General features: G+C 64.5%; 11 protein-coding genes and 1 pseudogene. 7 read left to right on the top strand and 5 right to left on the bottom strand.

What is annotated here, in order from left to right:
- Positions 1-59: 59 nt before the first annotated feature.
- Positions 60-947: a LysR family transcriptional regulator gene (locus EOD07_RS04060; RefSeq protein WP_127234063.1), complete on the bottom strand. Its 888-nt coding sequence runs from the start codon at positions 945-947 to the stop codon at positions 60-62.
- 145 nt (positions 948-1,092) lie between these two features.
- On the opposite strand from EOD07_RS04060, the gene EOD07_RS04055 reads away from it, so the two are divergent.
- The 3 genes from EOD07_RS04055 to EOD07_RS04045 all read left to right on the top strand — a co-directional run bounded on the left by EOD07_RS04055 (position 1,093) and on the right by EOD07_RS04045 (position 6,066).
- Positions 1,093-2,628: an MFS transporter gene (locus EOD07_RS04055; protein ID WP_127234062.1), complete on the top strand. Its 1,536-nt coding sequence runs from the start codon at positions 1,093-1,095 to the stop codon at positions 2,626-2,628.
- Positions 2,629-2,737: 109 nt separating this feature from the next.
- The gene (locus EOD07_RS04050; protein WP_127234061.1) at positions 2,738-4,849 is read left to right on the top strand and encodes a TonB-dependent siderophore receptor; all 2,112 of its coding nucleotides are present in this window, start codon (positions 2,738-2,740) and stop codon (positions 4,847-4,849) included.
- The gene (locus EOD07_RS04045) at positions 4,849-6,066 is read left to right on the top strand and encodes an MFS transporter (protein ID WP_127234060.1); all 1,218 of its coding nucleotides are present in this window, start codon (positions 4,849-4,851) and stop codon (positions 6,064-6,066) included. Before EOD07_RS04050 ends, EOD07_RS04045 begins: the two co-directional genes overlap by 1 nt.
- An 8-nt stretch (positions 6,067-6,074) precedes the next feature.
- Here the strand turns inward: EOD07_RS04045 and EOD07_RS04040 are convergent, their stop codons facing one another.
- The 4 genes from EOD07_RS04040 to EOD07_RS04025 all read right to left on the bottom strand — a co-directional run bounded on the left by EOD07_RS04040 (position 6,075) and on the right by EOD07_RS04025 (position 9,566).
- A complete protein-coding gene (locus tag EOD07_RS04040; protein WP_127234059.1) occupies positions 6,075-7,148 on the bottom strand; it encodes a siderophore-interacting protein in 1,074 nt (357 codons plus the stop codon).
- A 156-nt stretch (positions 7,149-7,304) separates the two neighbouring features.
- Positions 7,305-7,619 carry a nuclear transport factor 2 family protein gene (locus EOD07_RS04035; protein WP_127234058.1) on the bottom strand — a complete coding sequence of 105 codons (315 nt, stop codon included), beginning with the start codon at positions 7,617-7,619 and terminating at the stop codon, positions 7,305-7,307.
- Positions 7,619-8,395 (bottom strand): esterase family protein, encoded by a 777-nt coding sequence (locus EOD07_RS04030; RefSeq protein WP_127234057.1) that lies wholly within the window; start codon positions 8,393-8,395, stop codon positions 7,619-7,621. The genes EOD07_RS04035 and EOD07_RS04030 overlap by 1 nt, the downstream gene beginning before the upstream one ends.
- Positions 8,396-8,399: 4 nt before the next feature.
- Entirely contained in the window at positions 8,400-9,566 is a 1,167-nt protein-coding gene (locus EOD07_RS04025) for an ATP-grasp domain-containing protein (RefSeq protein WP_127234056.1), read from the bottom strand.
- Between the two features lie 406 nt (positions 9,567-9,972).
- On the opposite strand from EOD07_RS04025, the gene leuA reads away from it, so the two are divergent.
- The 4 genes and pseudogenes from leuA to EOD07_RS04000 form a co-directional block, all read left to right on the top strand.
- Positions 9,973-11,712: a 2-isopropylmalate synthase gene (gene leuA, locus EOD07_RS04015; RefSeq protein ID WP_127234055.1), complete on the top strand. Its 1,740-nt coding sequence runs from the start codon at positions 9,973-9,975 to the stop codon at positions 11,710-11,712.
- A gap of 296 nt (positions 11,713-12,008) precedes the next feature.
- Complete coding sequence (locus EOD07_RS04010; RefSeq protein WP_127234054.1) at positions 12,009-13,799, top strand: hypothetical protein; 1,791 nt, start codon at positions 12,009-12,011, stop codon at positions 13,797-13,799.
- Between the two features lie 203 nt (positions 13,800-14,002).
- The gene (locus tag EOD07_RS04005) at positions 14,003-14,806 is read left to right on the top strand and encodes an alpha/beta fold hydrolase (RefSeq protein WP_127234064.1); all 804 of its coding nucleotides are present in this window, start codon (positions 14,003-14,005) and stop codon (positions 14,804-14,806) included.
- A 158-nt stretch (positions 14,807-14,964) separates the two neighbouring features.
- A pseudogene (locus EOD07_RS04000) lies at positions 14,965-15,240 on the top strand (hypothetical protein); the annotation flags it as partial.

Here is a 15,240-nt window from a genome sequence, read left to right as displayed (position 1 = left end):
ACCTTCGACCTCTCCGGAGGACGCACCACCTACTGACCTCACGCCGCCCGCCGCGAAACCTATCGTCCGGCCGCAAGCCGCTCCGGCAGGAAATCGACGAAGACGCGGACCTTCGGCGAAAGGTGGCGGTTGGACGGCCACAGCATGCGGAACTGGCCGCGGCCGTCGACATGCTCGTCGAGCACGGTTCGCAGTGTTCCCTCTTCCAGCGCCTCCCGCACCAGGAAATCGGGCATGCAAGCGATGCCGAGACCGGCGATCGTCGCGCCCTTCAAAGCCTCCATGTTGTTGCAGGTCAGCATCGAACGAATCTGCGGCGCGGCGCTCCCGGTGATGAACGGCCAGTTGAGCAGCCTGCCGCTGTTGAGAAAGCGGAAGTGAATGCCGAAATGCGCCGCGAGATCCGCCGGGGTGCCGGGCGTGCCATGCCGATCGAGATAGGAAGAGGCCGCGCACAAGATCATGCGGAAAGGCGCGACCGGCCTCGACACCAATCGTGAATCGGGCAGTTCGCCGCTGCGGATCGCGACGTCGATACCCTCTTCGATGACGTCGACGATGCGATCGTTGAAATCGATGTCGAGCTCGATTTCCGGGTATCGCGCCATGAATTCCGACAGCACCGGCAAAAGCAGATGATAGGTGACGATCGGGGTGGAGATGCGCAGTCGTCCGCGTGGCGTCTCGCGTGTCCGCGACAGCATCGCCTCCGCGTCTTCGATATCGTCGAGGATGCGGCGCACCCGCTCGTTGAACAGCTTGCCCTCCTCGGTCAGGCCGATGCGCCGCGTGCTGCGCTGCAGGAGCCGCACGCCGAGCTCCTGCTCGAGCCGGGCGACGCTCTTGCCGACGGCGGAAGCCGAGATGCCGAGCGCCCGTCCGGCGGTGACGAAACTGCCGAGCTCGGCGGTGCGGGCGAAGGCAAGAAGGCCGTTGAGACGATCCATCGCTTGAATCATTCGAGCGTTTCATTCCGGGATGATCGGAGATCTAATACTATTCTGCCGTAAATGTCGTCGCCCTATCTTGTCGTTGCGATCGGCGCCACCAGTCAGCGGCACGCCGGCAACCCCGCCTAAGATAGGAAAATCCATGACGTCGATGACCAGAACCGGCCCGACCGGCAGATGGCTCGTGCTGCTGTCGGTCTGCCTTGCCGCCATGACCATGCCGTTGAGCTTTACCGGTCCGGCAGTGGCGCTGTCCCGCATTGCCGCCGATCTCGGCGGCAGTCCGCTCGCCCTCAATTGGGTGACCAACGCCTTCATGCTGACCTTCGGCGCCGGCTTGATGGCAGCCGGAGCATTGGCCGACAATCATGGCCGCAGGCGGATCTTCCTTGCCGGCCTCGCCACCTATCTCCTTGCCGGGCTGGGCTGCATGCTGGCGCCCGGCATCGTCTGGTTCGACATGTTCAGGGCCCTGCAAGGCATTGGCGGCGCCGCCGCCTTCGCCGGCGGAGCCTCCGCGCTCGCGCAGGAATTCGACGGGCAATCGCGGTTGCGCGCCTTCAGTTTCCTCGGCACCAGCTTCGGCATCGGCCTTGCCTTCGGTCCCGTTGCCTCCGGCCTGCTCATCGACGCATTCGGCTGGCGCTCGATCTTTCTTCTCGTGGCGGCGCTTGGCGTTGCCGCCGCCGCGCTTGGCCTGCGCACGATCGCCGAATCGCGCGACCCGGATGCAACCGGGCTCGACTGGGCGGGAGCCGGCACCTTCACGGTCGCGCTTGCCGCGCTGACCTACGGCGTGCTGCAGGCGCCGCAGAGCGGCTGGGCCAATCCCTTCGTTATCGCGCTCCTCGGCGTGGCCGCCGTCTTCTTTGCCGCCTTCGTCATCGTCGAGCGGCGCGTGCGCCGGCCGATGCTGGACCTGACGCTGTTTCGCTTCCCGCGTTTCGTCGGCGTCCAGTTCCTGGCTGCGGCGCCTGCCTATGCCTTCGTCGTCCTCCTCGTGCTCCTGCCGATCCGTTTTATCGGCATCGAAGGGATGAGCGAGATCAAGGCGGGGCAATTGATGATCTGCCTCTCCGGGCCGCTGCTGATCTTGCCGCTGCTGGCCGGCCAGGCGGCACGCCGGATCGCTCCGGCGACGATCTGCGGTGCGGGCCTCCTCGTCGCCGCGGCCGGTCTGGTCTGGCTGAGCCGCGTGCCCGCGGCGGACAGCGCGCTGGTGGCTCCGCTGATCCTGATCGGCATCGGCATCGCGTTGCCCTGGGGGCTGATGGATGGACTGGCGGTCAGCGTCGTGCCGAAGGAGCGCGCCGGCATGGCGGTCGGCATCTTCAACACCACCCGCGTCGCCAGCGAGGGCGTGGCCTTGGCCATCGTCACGGCGGCCTTGTCGGGTTTCACGGCCACGCAGCTTGGCGCTCAAGGACTGGCCTCGCCTGGCGAGGCGGCCGCGGCGGCCCAGCTACTGGCAACCGGCAATATCAGCGAAACGGTGCAACATCTGCACTTGGCCGACGCCACTGCCCTTGTCCAAGCCTATGAGACGGCTTTCGACCGGCTGCTCATCGTGCTGGCGACGATCACCGTGCTCACCGCCATCGTCGTCTTCCTTGGCTTGCGCCGCGGATCGGCATCGGAACAACACGTCGCGCCTGTCCCGGCCTGCCAGGAAGGATGACGCTACGTGACGCCGTCAAGTCCGGCGAGGTATAAAAAATACTTGACTCACATACTCATATTTGAGAGCGCGGAAGCGCAACCAAAACATGAGAACTGGAGACAGGTTAATGCCGAAGCGGTCGAGGACGTGGCGCCGGGGATTGTCATTGCTGGCGGGCAGCGCCATCCTCGGCCATGCCTGGCCGGCACTTGCCCAGGACGGCGGCGACGCCACCGTTCTCGACAGGATCGAGGTGACCGCCGAGAGCAACGAGATCCTGAAGCAGGACGGCTATGTCGCCAAGAAGGACCGCATCGGCACCAAGACCGACACGCCCATCGCCAGGATCCCGCAGGCGGTCTCGGTCGTCACGCAGAAGCAGATCGAGGACCAGAAGCCGCGTACGCTGAACGACGCGCTGGGCTATACGGCCAGTGCCAATCCAAACAGCTTCGGTTTCGACACGCGCTACGACGCCTTCTTCCTGCGCGGCTTCCAGGCCTTCTACAACGGCATGTTCCGCGACGGGCTGCGCCAGTACAACGGCCCTTCCGCCTGGTTCAAGACAGAACCCTACGGCATCGAGGGCGTCACCATCCTGAAGGGACCGGCCTCCTCGCTCTACGGCGTCAGCGGTCCGGGCGGCATCGTCAACGTCGTCACCAAGCGCCCCAAGGACGAGCCGTTCCATGAGATCGAACTGCTGGCCGGCGAGCACAACCGCTTTCAGGCGGCGCTCGATGCTTCCGGGCCGGTCAATGACGACGGCAGCATCCTCTACCGCTTCACCAGCCTCGGCCGCCTGAGCGAGACCGGCCTGCCCGACTATCCCGACGGCAAGCTCTATCTGGCGCCTGCCGTTACCTTCAAGCCGGACGAGGACACCAAGCTCACCATCCTCGGCGAATATTCCAAGTCCGTAACCGGCGGCACCGCGGCTTTCTACAATTCCGCCTATGGCGTGCTGTCGAACGTCTATGAAGGCGATCCGGCCTGGAACGATTTCACCCAGGATCAGGGGCGCATCGGCTACGAGTTCGAGCACCGCTTCAACGACTGGCTGACCGTGCGCCAGAACCTGCGCTACAATGCTGTCGATTCAGACATCGAATACAGCGGCCACTATTCGATCGGCGCCGATCAGCCGCTTGAGCGCTACTGGGGCCACTACACCGAGACGATGAAGAACTTCGTCGTCGACAACATGGCGCAGCTCGAATTCGACACCGGCCCGGTCAGGCACACCGCGATTGCCGGCATCGACTACGCCTGGTCGGATTATGACGCCGGCAGCGGGCTCTCCTACGTCTCGGTCGAGGATATCAAGGCCGCCCCCGTCCCCCATTCCGGCGGGCAGGAGATGAACCAGCTCGGCGTCTACCTGCACGACCAGATGGAATGGAGCGATTTCACCCTCTTCACCAGCGGTCGCTACGACTGGGTCGACACCACCTCCACCGCCGCCGATTTCAGCCAGTCGAAGCAGAAGGACAGCGCCTTTTCCGGCCGCGTCGGCCTCTCCTACCGGACCGAATGGGGCATCATTCCCTACATCAACTATTCGACCTCGTTCTCGCCCAATATCGGCTTCGTCTATGACGACGTCTCAAGTTCTGTCGGCCGCGTCGCCCGCCCGACCATCGCCACGCAGAAGGAGATCGGCGTCAAATACGAAATCCCCGACCACAACGCGACCGTCAGCGCCGCGCTGTTCGACATCGACCAGAAGGACGGCGTCGTCTTCGACGCCTCGACCGGCATCAACAAGCAGCGCCAGCTTGACCTCAACTCGCGCGGCGTCGAGCTGGAAGCCAATGCCTCGCTCGACAATGGCTTCAGCGTCATCGCCTCCTATACCTATCTGCGCGTGAAGATCGAACGCGGCGCAGAAGGCACCGACGGCAAGGAACTGTCGGCGACGCCGAACCATATCCTGTCGCTTTGGGGTCATTACCAGTTCGAGAACGGCACGCTTGAAGGGCTCGGGCTCGGCGCCGGCGTGCGTTTCGCCGGCGCGAGCTACGGCGACGACACCAACACGTTCAAGAACGACGCGCGCGCCTTCGTCGACGCCTCGCTGTCCTACGATTTCGGCTATCGCAACCCGAAGCTCGAAGGCGTGAAGCTGCAGATCAACGCCAAGAACCTGTTCGACAACCAGCAGACGATCTGTTCGGCCGGCTATTGCTACCGCGATGAGGGCCGCTCGCTGTTCGGCAGTCTGCGCTATCGCTTCTGATGTCGGTCTCCGTCTCGAACCGGACCGCCTTGTCGCCGGCCGCCATCGTCGCTGCGATCGGCGGCCTCTATGTGGCGCAGAGCGTGATCGGCGGCATCACCTGGACAGGTCTGCCGGCCGTCATGCGCGACCAGGGCCTGCCGCTCGACCGTATCGGCCTGCTCACCTTGATCGCCCTGCCATGGGCGCTGAAGTTCCTGTGGTCGCCGGCGGTGGAGCGCTACCGGCTTCCGCCGGCAGGCAGGAACCGCACCGGCGCGATCGTCCTCGTCGGCGGCCTCGTCTCCATCGCCGGACTGCTGGCCGTCGCCCAGCTCGGCCCGGCCGCCTTCTGGCCCGTGGTCGCCTGCCTGACGGTGGTCGCCTTTGCAGCTTCGACGGTCGACATCGCCTGCGACGGCTTTGCGGTGCAGAACCTTGCCGGCAAAAATCTCGGCTGGGGCAATGCCGCCCAGGTCGGCGGCGCCTATCTCGGCTCGGCGATCGGCGCCGGCCTGTTCCTCTATCTGGTCGAAATCCATAGCTGGCGCGCGGCGGTGTCGGCCATGGCCTCGTTGCTTGTGCTGCTCGGGCTGCCCTTCCTGCTCGGCATCGCCACCAAATCGCGCGAGGAAGTGCGCGAGCACGTGCCCTCACTCGGCACGGCGCTGCGGCGCCCGCAGATACGTCGCGGCCTGGCGGCGTCGGCGATCTATGTGCTGGCGCAGAAGGCGGCGCTGACCATGCTCGGCCCGTTTCTCGTCGATGCCGGGCTCAGCCTTTCCACCATCGGCCTGGTCAACGGCGCCGGCGGCATGATCCTCGGCGGAGCGGCAGCGCTTGCCGGCGGCGCGCTCGTCCGGTGGCTGGGCACGCGCAGCGTGCTTGTGCTTGCGCTCGTTCTGCAGGCCGGATCGCTGTTCATCCTCGCCGCCTTCGCTTTTTCGGGCGTTTTCCCGACAGGTCCCCTGGTAACCGTCGCGATGCTGAGTTCCTCCGGCATCATGGCGCTCGGCTTCGTGGCGCTCTATGCGCAATTCATGCGCTGGTCGGATCCAAGGCAGGCAGGTGTCGATTTCACGCTTTTCCAATGCATGGACGCACTCGTCAGCATGGCGGGCGGCATCCTGGCCGGCTATGCGGCGCAGCATCTAGGCTATGGCGCGCTGTTCGGCGGCGCCGGCGTCATCGCGCTGCTGGCGGCACCGGGGATCGCCATGGTCAGCGACCGCGACTGAAGACGGAACTATCCCTCGCCGGCCCCGTCTTCGCCCGACGCGCCGCGGCGCCAATAGGCGGTGACAAGATGCCGGTCGCGCGGCAGGCCCCATTCCTTGCGCACGATCCGGCGGATCTCGCGGAAGTCGGTGAACTCGCATCCGGCCCAGACAAAGAGGTCGTCGGCCCCGCTGCCGCGCTCGCGCAGCGCCCCCGGCAGCAGGCCGGCGCGGCCTGCTTCGCGGCCGTACCGATAAAGCCAATGGACGGCAATGTTTTCGCCCGCCGCCAACGTCACGCGATCTTGCGGACCATCGACCTCGATGAAGGCCTCGGCACGGACGGACGGCGCAAGCTCCTCCAGCATCCGGCCGATCGCCGGAAGCGCGGTATCGTCGCCCAGAAGAAAGAGGTTCGATGCCTCGGGCACATCGCCGCCGCCGGGGCCGATCATGCCGATGATGTCGCCGACCCGCGCATTCTGCGCAAAGCTCGCGGCCGGCGTCTCGGCGCCGGGATGCAGCACGAAGTCGATGTCGAGCCAGCCCTCGGCCACGTCCAGCGCGCGGATCGTGTAGACGCGGATGGTCAGCGCATCCTCGCCCGAGGGCCAGACGATCAGCCCGTCCGCGCCCATGGTCGGCCAGACCGCCTGGCGTCCGGCCGGCGGCAGCAGAAGCCGGACATGAAATCCGCCATGGGCGAAGCGGCCGAGGTCGCGGCCCGAGAAGCGCACGCGCTGCATATGCGGCGACAGCCGCATCGAGGAAAGGACCGAAATCTCGCGGAAGAACACCGGCGCGCCGGCATCTGTGCCGTCGCCATGCCAGCGCAGGCCTTCGGTGGTGCGCAGATGCGCGGCGATGTGGCCGGCGAAGATCATCTTCATGTAGGAGAGGCAGGTCTCGTCTTCCGCCGCGACGCGGACCAGCACACCGCTGTCGTCGAACGAGGCATTCAACGTGCCGTAATGCATGCGGAATTCCCATCGGCCGGCAACGCCGGTGTCGATCTCATAATCGCTATGCTCGGCGCGCAGCCTGTCCATCACCGCGCGGATGTCATCGTTCTGGATACGGGTTTGCGCGCTCAACAGATTCATCGCCGGGCCTTTCGATACCGAGTGCGCGAGACCTGCTGAAGCTCGGTATCGCCAGGCGCCGGCATGCCACAGCGCAAGCGGCATTGCCACTAAAACATGATTATAAAAGTCATATTTTTGGATGAAGCCGCGCGAAGCTCCGTGACGCATCCGGTTTCAGCGGATGACCAGGCTCGCGATCCGGTCGCCGTCCAGCGTGAAGGCCATGTCGCCCTCGCCGTTGAAGCCGTTGCCGGTCACGGCGACGCGGGCATGGTAGACGCCGTCGCGCTCTGCGACGCCAACGATGCGAAGATTGGACTGGACGCCGATATTGTCCGACTGGTTCCACCGCGCGACCCCGTCGCGGCCGTGGAAATCACGGCCCCAGTCGCTCAAGAAGGCATCATCGGTGAAGGTAGCCAGAAAGGCTTCGCTATCACCGGCGTTGGTGGCTTCGACAAAGCGGCGGATCGGATCAGGTGTGGTCATTAATCCAGCCTATGCATCAAATCATCATCCAGCCAGCGGCCGAAAAAATAGACAAGCTGCTTGTGCCACCACGGCCAGTCATGGCTGACGTCGCCGCCCCAATAGTCGACCCAGGCCGGGATGGATTTGTCGCGCAGCACCTGTTCCAGCTCGCGCGTCTCGACCAGCATGCGCTCTTCCCAGGCGCCCTGACCGCAGCAGAAGATCAGCCTGAGCGCCCTGAACCGCCCGAGCAGCTTCTGGTCGACGATGCCGGGCAGGTAATCGAGCGGCGAGTTGAAATAGATGTTGCCTTCAAGCGCCCGGCCGAAAAAGTCGCGGGCCGAATAGACGCCGGACAGCGAGATCACGCCGCTCGCCAGTTCCGGGAAGCGGAACACGAAGTTCGACGAGTGGTAGCCACCCATCGAGCAGCCGCAGAACAGCGGCTTCAAGCCGCGTCCGCCGTTAGACTTGGCGGCGACCGCCTGCAGCTCAGGCAACGCCTCCTCGCGCACATAGCGGAAATAGGCCTCGTGGCGGGCGATGCGATGCGCCGCGTCGGCATGCTTGTCGAAGAAGGATTCCGAATCGATGCCGTCGAGCGTGAAGAGCTGGATGCGGCCGGTGTCGATGAAGTCGGCAAGTGCCGCGACCCCGCCGGAATCCTCGAACTGGTAGAAGCGCCCTTGCGAGGTCGGGAACACCACCACCGGGCGCCCGGCATGGCCGTAGCGCTTGTATTCCATGTCGCGGCCGAGATTGCGGGCATGGCCCTTGTGATAGGAGACGTCCATCGGCTCAGGCCTTTTCCGCGTGGATATAGTCGACCGCCTGGCGCAGCGCCTTCTGATCCTTCGAACGCATCTGGTAGGCGTAATTGCCCATGGCGCGGCTGAAGACCTCTTCGATGGCCTGGTGATGGACGATCTTGTCGCCGTGGGCGGCTAGCACGTCCGCATGGCTGTGCAAATAGTCGATATGGCGTTTGCGGCTGGCATAGGCGGCAAAATACCTGCCCTTGTAGGGGCCGCCGGCGGCATCCTTGACTACCATGTCGGCCCAGGCGGCATAGACGTCGATGTCGAATGTGTAGTTGATGGCGTCGGTCATCCAGGCGCCGGGCGGGCGCATGTTGACCTCGAGCGCGATGATGCGCTCGTCCCTGGTCTCGAACAGCTCGATGTGGAAGAAGCGCTCGCGCACGTCGAACGCTTTCAGGATCTTGCGCCCTGCCTCCTCGACCGCCGGAGTGATTTCGGGGAAGCAGGTGTAGCTCATATGGCGGTCCTTGTTGACCGCATCCATGATGCTCTGGTCGTAGCGGTGGCTCGCCGCCAGCACCACCTCGCCGTCGCGGTTGACCAGCCCGTCGAAGGTCACCACCAGCCCCTCGATGAATTGCTCCATGACGAAGGTGACCCCCTCGGGCTTGTCCCTGAAGAACTGGTCGAGCTCCTTGGCGTTGGAGATCTTGAAGGTGTTCGAGGCGCCGGAGCCCGAATCCGGCTTGACCACCACCGGGTAGCCGACGCGACGGATGAAGGTCATGGCGCCGGTGCGATCGGAGCATTTGCGCTGCGGGATGGTCTCCACGCCGCTCTTGCGGAAGAAGGCGCGCATGCGGCTCTTCCGCTTCAGATTCTTCACGAAATCGACCTTGGTGCCGAAGATATTGAAATCGGTGCGGATGTTGGCTTCCAGCTCCAGCCAATGCTCGTTGAGCGACTCGAAGCGGTCGATGCGGCCCCATTTGTGGATGAAATGCCCCATAGCCCGGAACACGGCATCGTAATCTTCCATGTCGGCGACGCGGTAATATTCCGATAGCGCCGCCTTCAGCTTGCCGCTCAAGGTCTCGTAAGGCGCATCGCCGATGCCCAGCACAGTGGCGCCCGCCTTCCTCAGCCGGTCGCAGAACTCGGCGCCGTTGGCGGGAAAATGCGGCGAAAAGAACACGAAGTTCATGGATGACCCCTCCCCGGCGGCTGCCGCCGATGGCTGAGTCTGGCGCATTTGCGGCGCGCGGGGAAGTCCATCCGCAGGTCGGGGATCGCGATCCGCCATGCGTCCCGCTTGCCTCCGCCGTCCCGCTCCTGTAAGAGAGCCGCCATGACCATGCGCGTCCGCTCCGTCGCTTCCTCTCGCACCGGCTTTGCCGGCGAGACCGCGCGCGCGCTCGCTTCGACCCTGCTTCTTCTCGGCCTTATCGGCGATCGCCGGGCTCGCTGAAGGAGCGCCCGGCGGTCGATACCCGCCGCCTCAGGCGCATGCTCCTTGGCAAAGTCACAATCAAGCGAATGAAATTCTGGTAGAGGCGACGCTCGCCATCAATCCGCCCAAGGCGAACTGCGAGCCGCCCGGAGAAGAGACGATGAACGCACGAGAAGAAATCCGCGCCGGCGAGGCTGAAGCCGGGAAGCGCGCGGCCGGCCACATGCCGGATGCGGCACGCAAATACCAATCCTACCCGACCGTCGGCCTGACCGACCGCACGTGGCCGAACAAGGTGATCGACAAGGCGCCGATCTGGTGCTCGGTCGACCTGCGCGACGGCAACCAGGCCCTGATCGACCCGATGGGTCATGAGCGCAAGGCGCGCATGTTCGCTCTGCTCCTCGACATGGGCTTCAAGGAAATCGAGATCGGCTTCCCCTCGGCCTCGCAGACGGATTTCGACTTCGCCCGCTGGTGCATCGAGGAAGGCGGCGTGCCCGCCGACGTGTCCCTCCAGGTGCTGGTGCAGTGCCGGCCCGAGCTGATCACGAGGACCTTCCAGGCGCTCAAGGGCGCGCACCGGCCGATCGTGCATTTCTACAATTCGACCAGTGAGCTGCAGCGCCGCGTCGTCTTCGAGAAAGACGTCGCCGGCATCAAGCGCATCGCCACCGACGCCGCCAAGATGATCACCGACATGGCGGCCAAGGCCGGCGGCGGCTACCGCTTCGAATATTCGCCCGAAAGCTTCACCGGCACCGAGCTCGACGTCGCGCTGGAGATCTGCAACGCCGTCACCGAGATCGTGAAGCCGACGGCCGACAACAAGCTCATCATCAACCTGCCCTCGACGGTCGAGATGTCGACGCCCAACGTCTATGCCGACCGCATCGAGTGGATGTGCCGCAATCTCGACAACCGCGAGAACCTGATCATCTCGCTGCACCCGCATAACGACCGCGGCACCGGCATCGCCACCACCGAGCTCGGCCTGATGGCCGGCGCCGATCGTGTCGAGGGAACACTGTTCGGCAATGGCGAGCGCACCGGCAATGTCGACATCGTCACGCTGGCGCTCAACATGTTCACCCAGGGTGTCGATCCGGAGCTCGACTGTTCCGACATCAACCGGATGAAGGACGTCTACGAGTATTCGAACCAGCTGAAGATCCCGGAGCGCCATCCCTATGTCGGCGAACTGGTCTACACGGCTTTCTCCGGCTCGCATCAGGACGCCATCAACAAGGGCATCAAGGCGCTGAAGAAGGCCAACACGCCGCTCTGGGAAGTGCCTTATCTGCCGATCGATCCGGCCGATGTCGGCCGCACCTACGAGGCGATCATCCGCATCAACTCGCAGTCGGGCAAGGGCGGCATCGCCTATGTGCTGCAGGCGGATTACGGCCTCAATTTGCCGCGCAATCTGCAGATCGAGTTCAGCCAGGCGATCCAGGCGATCACCGATGCGGAAGGCAAGGAAGTGCCCGTCAAGCGCATCCACGAACGCTTCCTCGAAACCTATGTCGACCAGCCCGGCGCGCGGCTGAAGTTCCTCGACCATCGCACCTTCCCCGACACCGAGGTGAAGGGCCGGCGCATCGTGGAGGCGGAGATCCTCGACAACGGCAAGGAAGTCACCATCACCGGCACGGGCACCGGTCCGATCGACGGCTTCGTCGATGCGCTCTCGCGCCATGTCGGCGTCGACATGTCGGTGCTGGATTATTCCGAGCATTCCTTGCAGCGTGGCTCCAACGCCTCGGCGATCTCCTATGTCGAAATGGAATATCCGGGCGGGAAACTGTTCGGCGCCGGCATCAACACCAACATCGTCGCCGCCTCGCTGGAGGCCGTTGTTTCGGCCGCCAACCGTATCATCGGCCGCCAAGCCGGCTGATCCGATCCAGAGCATTTTGCAGCCAAGCGAAACCGCTTGGCGTCGCACAAATGCGGCTAAAACAAAGAGATAGAGCGGTTTAGCGCTTCCGTGAAACGGTGAACCGCTCTAGTGATGAAGCGTGGCGCGACCCGGCTTGCGCCACACTTCGAAAGCAGACGCGAAGCTGCCATTCGTTAACCGGCGGGGGAATTTTCGGTGGCTTACGCGATCGCATAATAGAAGCATCCTTGTGCGCCGGCGCGAGCGCTATATGATCGCGCCCTAACCTGTGCCGACTTCGGAAGGATCGACACTTGGAGCATGCCCCGCCTGCCGCCCCCGCAGTGCGCGAGACATTGGAGCGACTGCTTGCCAGCGAAACGTTCGGACGCTCCGAGCGTGCACGCAGGCTTTTACGCTATCTGGTCGAACGCGAGCAGGCCGGCGAGGCGGACAGGCTGAAAGGCGTTTCCATCGCCATGGACGTCTTCGGCAAGGACGGCGATTTCGACGCCTCCACCGATGCCGTGGTCAGGGTGCAGGCCGGTCGGCTGCGCGAGCTCCTGGAGCAGTATTTCGCCAATGAAGGTGTCGCCGAGCCGGTGCGCATCGCGATCCCGCGCGGCGGCTATGTCCCTTCCTACGAGCTGAACGCAATTCGGCTGCCTGGCAAAGCCAGGCCCGCCTCCGACAACATCGCGCAGCGGCCCGATGCATCGGCCGAAGCCGCTGCGGCCGTGCTCGAGCATCTCGACAGCTCTGTGCCGGGCGAGCCCGTGGCGCCGATGGCGCCGGCGGCGCCCGCGCAGTCGCTCACGCGGCAGTTGCGGTTCTTCTGGGCTGCCATGGCTCTGGTCATCGTTATGCTCGGCGTGCTCATCGTGCGTCAAAGCAATGCTTTCCTCGGCGGCGGTGACACGGCCTCGAGCGTCGAAACGGCGGGCGTGACCGGCACCGCTGCCCAGCCGACATTCGACTCCCTGCCGCTGATCTACATTGCCGTGAAAGCAGATGGACCGGAGGCGGCTCGCGTCGCGTCCTCGCTGCGCGCCGGCCTTGCCGGTTTCGACACCATCGATTTCATCGGGCGCGACGCGGATTCGACGCGCGACCGGTCCGCCGATCCGATCAGTTTCGTTTTCGAAATTGTTCCCGGCCCCGCTGCCGGCGACGTCACGGTGGAATTGCAGAGCGTCGCGACCGGGCGGGTTCTCCTGTCGCGCAACCTGACATCGGCCGAAAGTGCCCCTGGTGTGGTTGAAAGCAACATCGCCAGCCTCCTCACCTCGACCGTTCCCGCCTCCGGCGCGATCTACAGCTACATCGACCAGAGCGACATCCGGACCAGCCAGATCGGATGCCTGGTGGCCGACGGCCGCTATTATCTCGACATGAGCGCCCAGACGCACGAGGTTGCGTATCGCTGCCTGGAGAAGTTGGTCAGCGAAGGCACCAAATCGTCGCTTGTCTACGCGGAGTTGGCCTCGCTTCATGTGGAGGCCGCCACCACCCACTATCCCTATCCGCCGGAAGCGACGCTCGAAAAGGCCATGTCGCTTGCGCACCGCGCCGTCCAGATGGGGCCGATGAGCCCGCACGCGCATCGCGCCTTAGGCTACCTCAACTCGCGCCTCGGCAACACGGACGAAGCGATCCGCTTGATGCGCAAAGCCTACGAACTCAACCCGTATGATCTCGGCATGGCCGCCGCCTATGGCTACGGGCTGATCTTCGCCGGCAAATATGATGAGGGAACGCCGATCCTGGGTCACGCGGTCGAAGCCTTCAGCGGCCATCCGACCTGGTGGGATTATGGCCTGTTCATCGGAGCCTTCATGCAGGGCGATATGAAGAAGGCCGTGATCGCCAGCGAGTCGCTGCGCACGACGGCATCCAAGTCGCACTATCTGGCCGCGCGGCTGATCGGCGCCAAGATTTCAGGGCGCGACAAGCTGGCGGGCGAGCTTGCCAACGAGCTCACCGCTGAATTCCCGAACTTCGTCGCCGACCCGCGCGCGACATTCGTCGACCGCAAATACCCCGCCGATCTCACCGACCGGCTGGTGCAGTCCTTGCGAGCCGCCGGGATCGGCAACCCGAGCTAATCCAGCGCTGCGTCTGTGTTTGGGCCACAGGATCCCCAAGCACAAAATAAAGCCCTGTGATCCGGCAGGTATTAGGAAATGCTTGCGCCTTGAGCGCCTCACAGGCAACGCAGTCGCAAAAATTTTACTGGCCATGGGTCTGGATCGGGAGCAATTCAGCCACAATTTCTAATTGCGGCTGTCTTCTTCACCGTTCCATTTTCATGCTTCCATTCCCTTATGCCGTCGAGGGCGGCGCTGGTCCGAAGACGATCATCTTTCTGCACGGCTTCGGAGCCTGCTGTGAGATTTGGCGTGACGTCATGGCATCGCTGGCGGCCGAAGCGAGACTGTTGGCCTACGATCTGCCCGGCCATGGGCAGTCCCTGGAATGCGAAGGCATGGGGGGCGCCAAGCCGGCGGCGCGGGCCATCCTGGCCGATCTTGCCGCTCGCCGGTTGGGCAAGGTCCATCTCGTCGGTCACTCCATGGGCGGCGCGATCGCGACATTGATGGCGCTTGCCGATCCCAGTCGGGTGGCCTCGCTCACTCTGTTGGCGCCCGGCGGTTTCGGCCCGGAAATCAACGCAGGCTTGCTGCGCCGCTATGCCGCCGCGACCGGCGGGAAAGATATCCGGGCCTGCCTTGCAGCCATGTCGGGCCCGCGCAGCGTGCCGCCTGACCATGTGGTCGACGCAATCTGCCGGATGCGCGAACGGCCGGGCCAGTTGCGGACCCTGATCGATATGGCGGCGGCGATGACCAAAGATGATCGGCAAGGGGTCATTCCCGGGGCGCAACTGGATACGCTCGACATGCCGGTGATGGTTGTCTGGGGAGTGGAAGATCCGCTCCTGCCTGTCGTGCAGGCCGAGGCTCTGCCGCCGCATTTCCACCTGCATCATGTTCTTGACGCCGGCCATATGCTGGTCGAGGAGGCCCCGGCCCTGGTTGCCGAGATCGTGCGTCGCAACACGCGGCGGCGCGCCAGCCGGTTGCGTCCACCGCTGGGCGCAGCCGCGAGCTGATTGCTGAGTACCCTGCCGGGATCGGCTCCCAGGACCGGCCTCGAAAGCATCCGTAACGCGCTTCATGCGGACCGGGCGGCCACGCGGCTCGTCGTCGGCAGTGCATTTTGCCGGCGACTGTGTTAACTCGCTGTTAACCAACAACGAGGCAGCCGCCCATGAAGGATGCAGGCGACAAAATCACCCCGATAGAGCCGTCGCGAAAGCTCTCGGATGCCATACGCGAGGTCAAGAACGCGTTCGCAGACCGCGATGACGTGGTCGTCGACATGCGCGAGGCGCACCGCATGCGGCTCGATCTGTTGGCGACCGAGCTTGCACCCGTCTTTGCCGATGTCCCGGCCGACATGGACAGCTTCGACTTCGCCGTCTCGTCGGGCCTGCAGCCGCGGCTATGGATCGACGCGGTGAGCCACGTCGCCATGGGGCGCGAC

This window comes from Mesorhizobium sp. M2C.T.Ca.TU.002.02.1.1 (assembly GCF_003997225.1).
The sequence above is the reverse complement of the archived record's forward strand: the minus strand, read 5'-3'. Positions and strand labels throughout refer to the sequence as shown.

Excerpts from the sequence above, each read along its gene's own strand:
- EOD07_RS04060 (WP_127234063.1), bottom strand. The coding sequence starts at position 947 with ATGGATCGTCTCAACGGCCTTCTTGCCTTCGCCCGCACCGCCGAGCTC.
- EOD07_RS04055 (WP_127234062.1), top strand. The coding sequence starts at position 1,093 with ATGACGTCGATGACCAGAACCGGCCCGACCGGCAGATGGCTCGTGCTG.
- EOD07_RS04050 (WP_127234061.1), top strand. The coding sequence starts at position 2,738 with ATGCCGAAGCGGTCGAGGACGTGGCGCCGGGGATTGTCATTGCTGGCG.
- EOD07_RS04045 (WP_127234060.1), top strand. The coding sequence starts at position 4,849 with ATGTCGGTCTCCGTCTCGAACCGGACCGCCTTGTCGCCGGCCGCCATC.
- EOD07_RS04040 (WP_127234059.1), bottom strand. The coding sequence starts at position 7,148 with ATGAATCTGTTGAGCGCGCAAACCCGTATCCAGAACGATGACATCCGC.
- EOD07_RS04035 (WP_127234058.1), bottom strand. The coding sequence starts at position 7,619 with ATGACCACACCTGATCCGATCCGCCGCTTTGTCGAAGCCACCAACGCC.
- EOD07_RS04030 (WP_127234057.1), bottom strand. The coding sequence starts at position 8,395 with ATGGACGTCTCCTATCACAAGGGCCATGCCCGCAATCTCGGCCGCGAC.
- EOD07_RS04025 (WP_127234056.1), bottom strand. The coding sequence starts at position 9,566 with ATGAACTTCGTGTTCTTTTCGCCGCATTTTCCCGCCAACGGCGCCGAG.
- leuA (WP_127234055.1), top strand. The coding sequence starts at position 9,973 with ATGAACGCACGAGAAGAAATCCGCGCCGGCGAGGCTGAAGCCGGGAAG.
- EOD07_RS04005 (WP_127234064.1), top strand. The coding sequence starts at position 14,003 with ATGCTTCCATTCCCTTATGCCGTCGAGGGCGGCGCTGGTCCGAAGACG.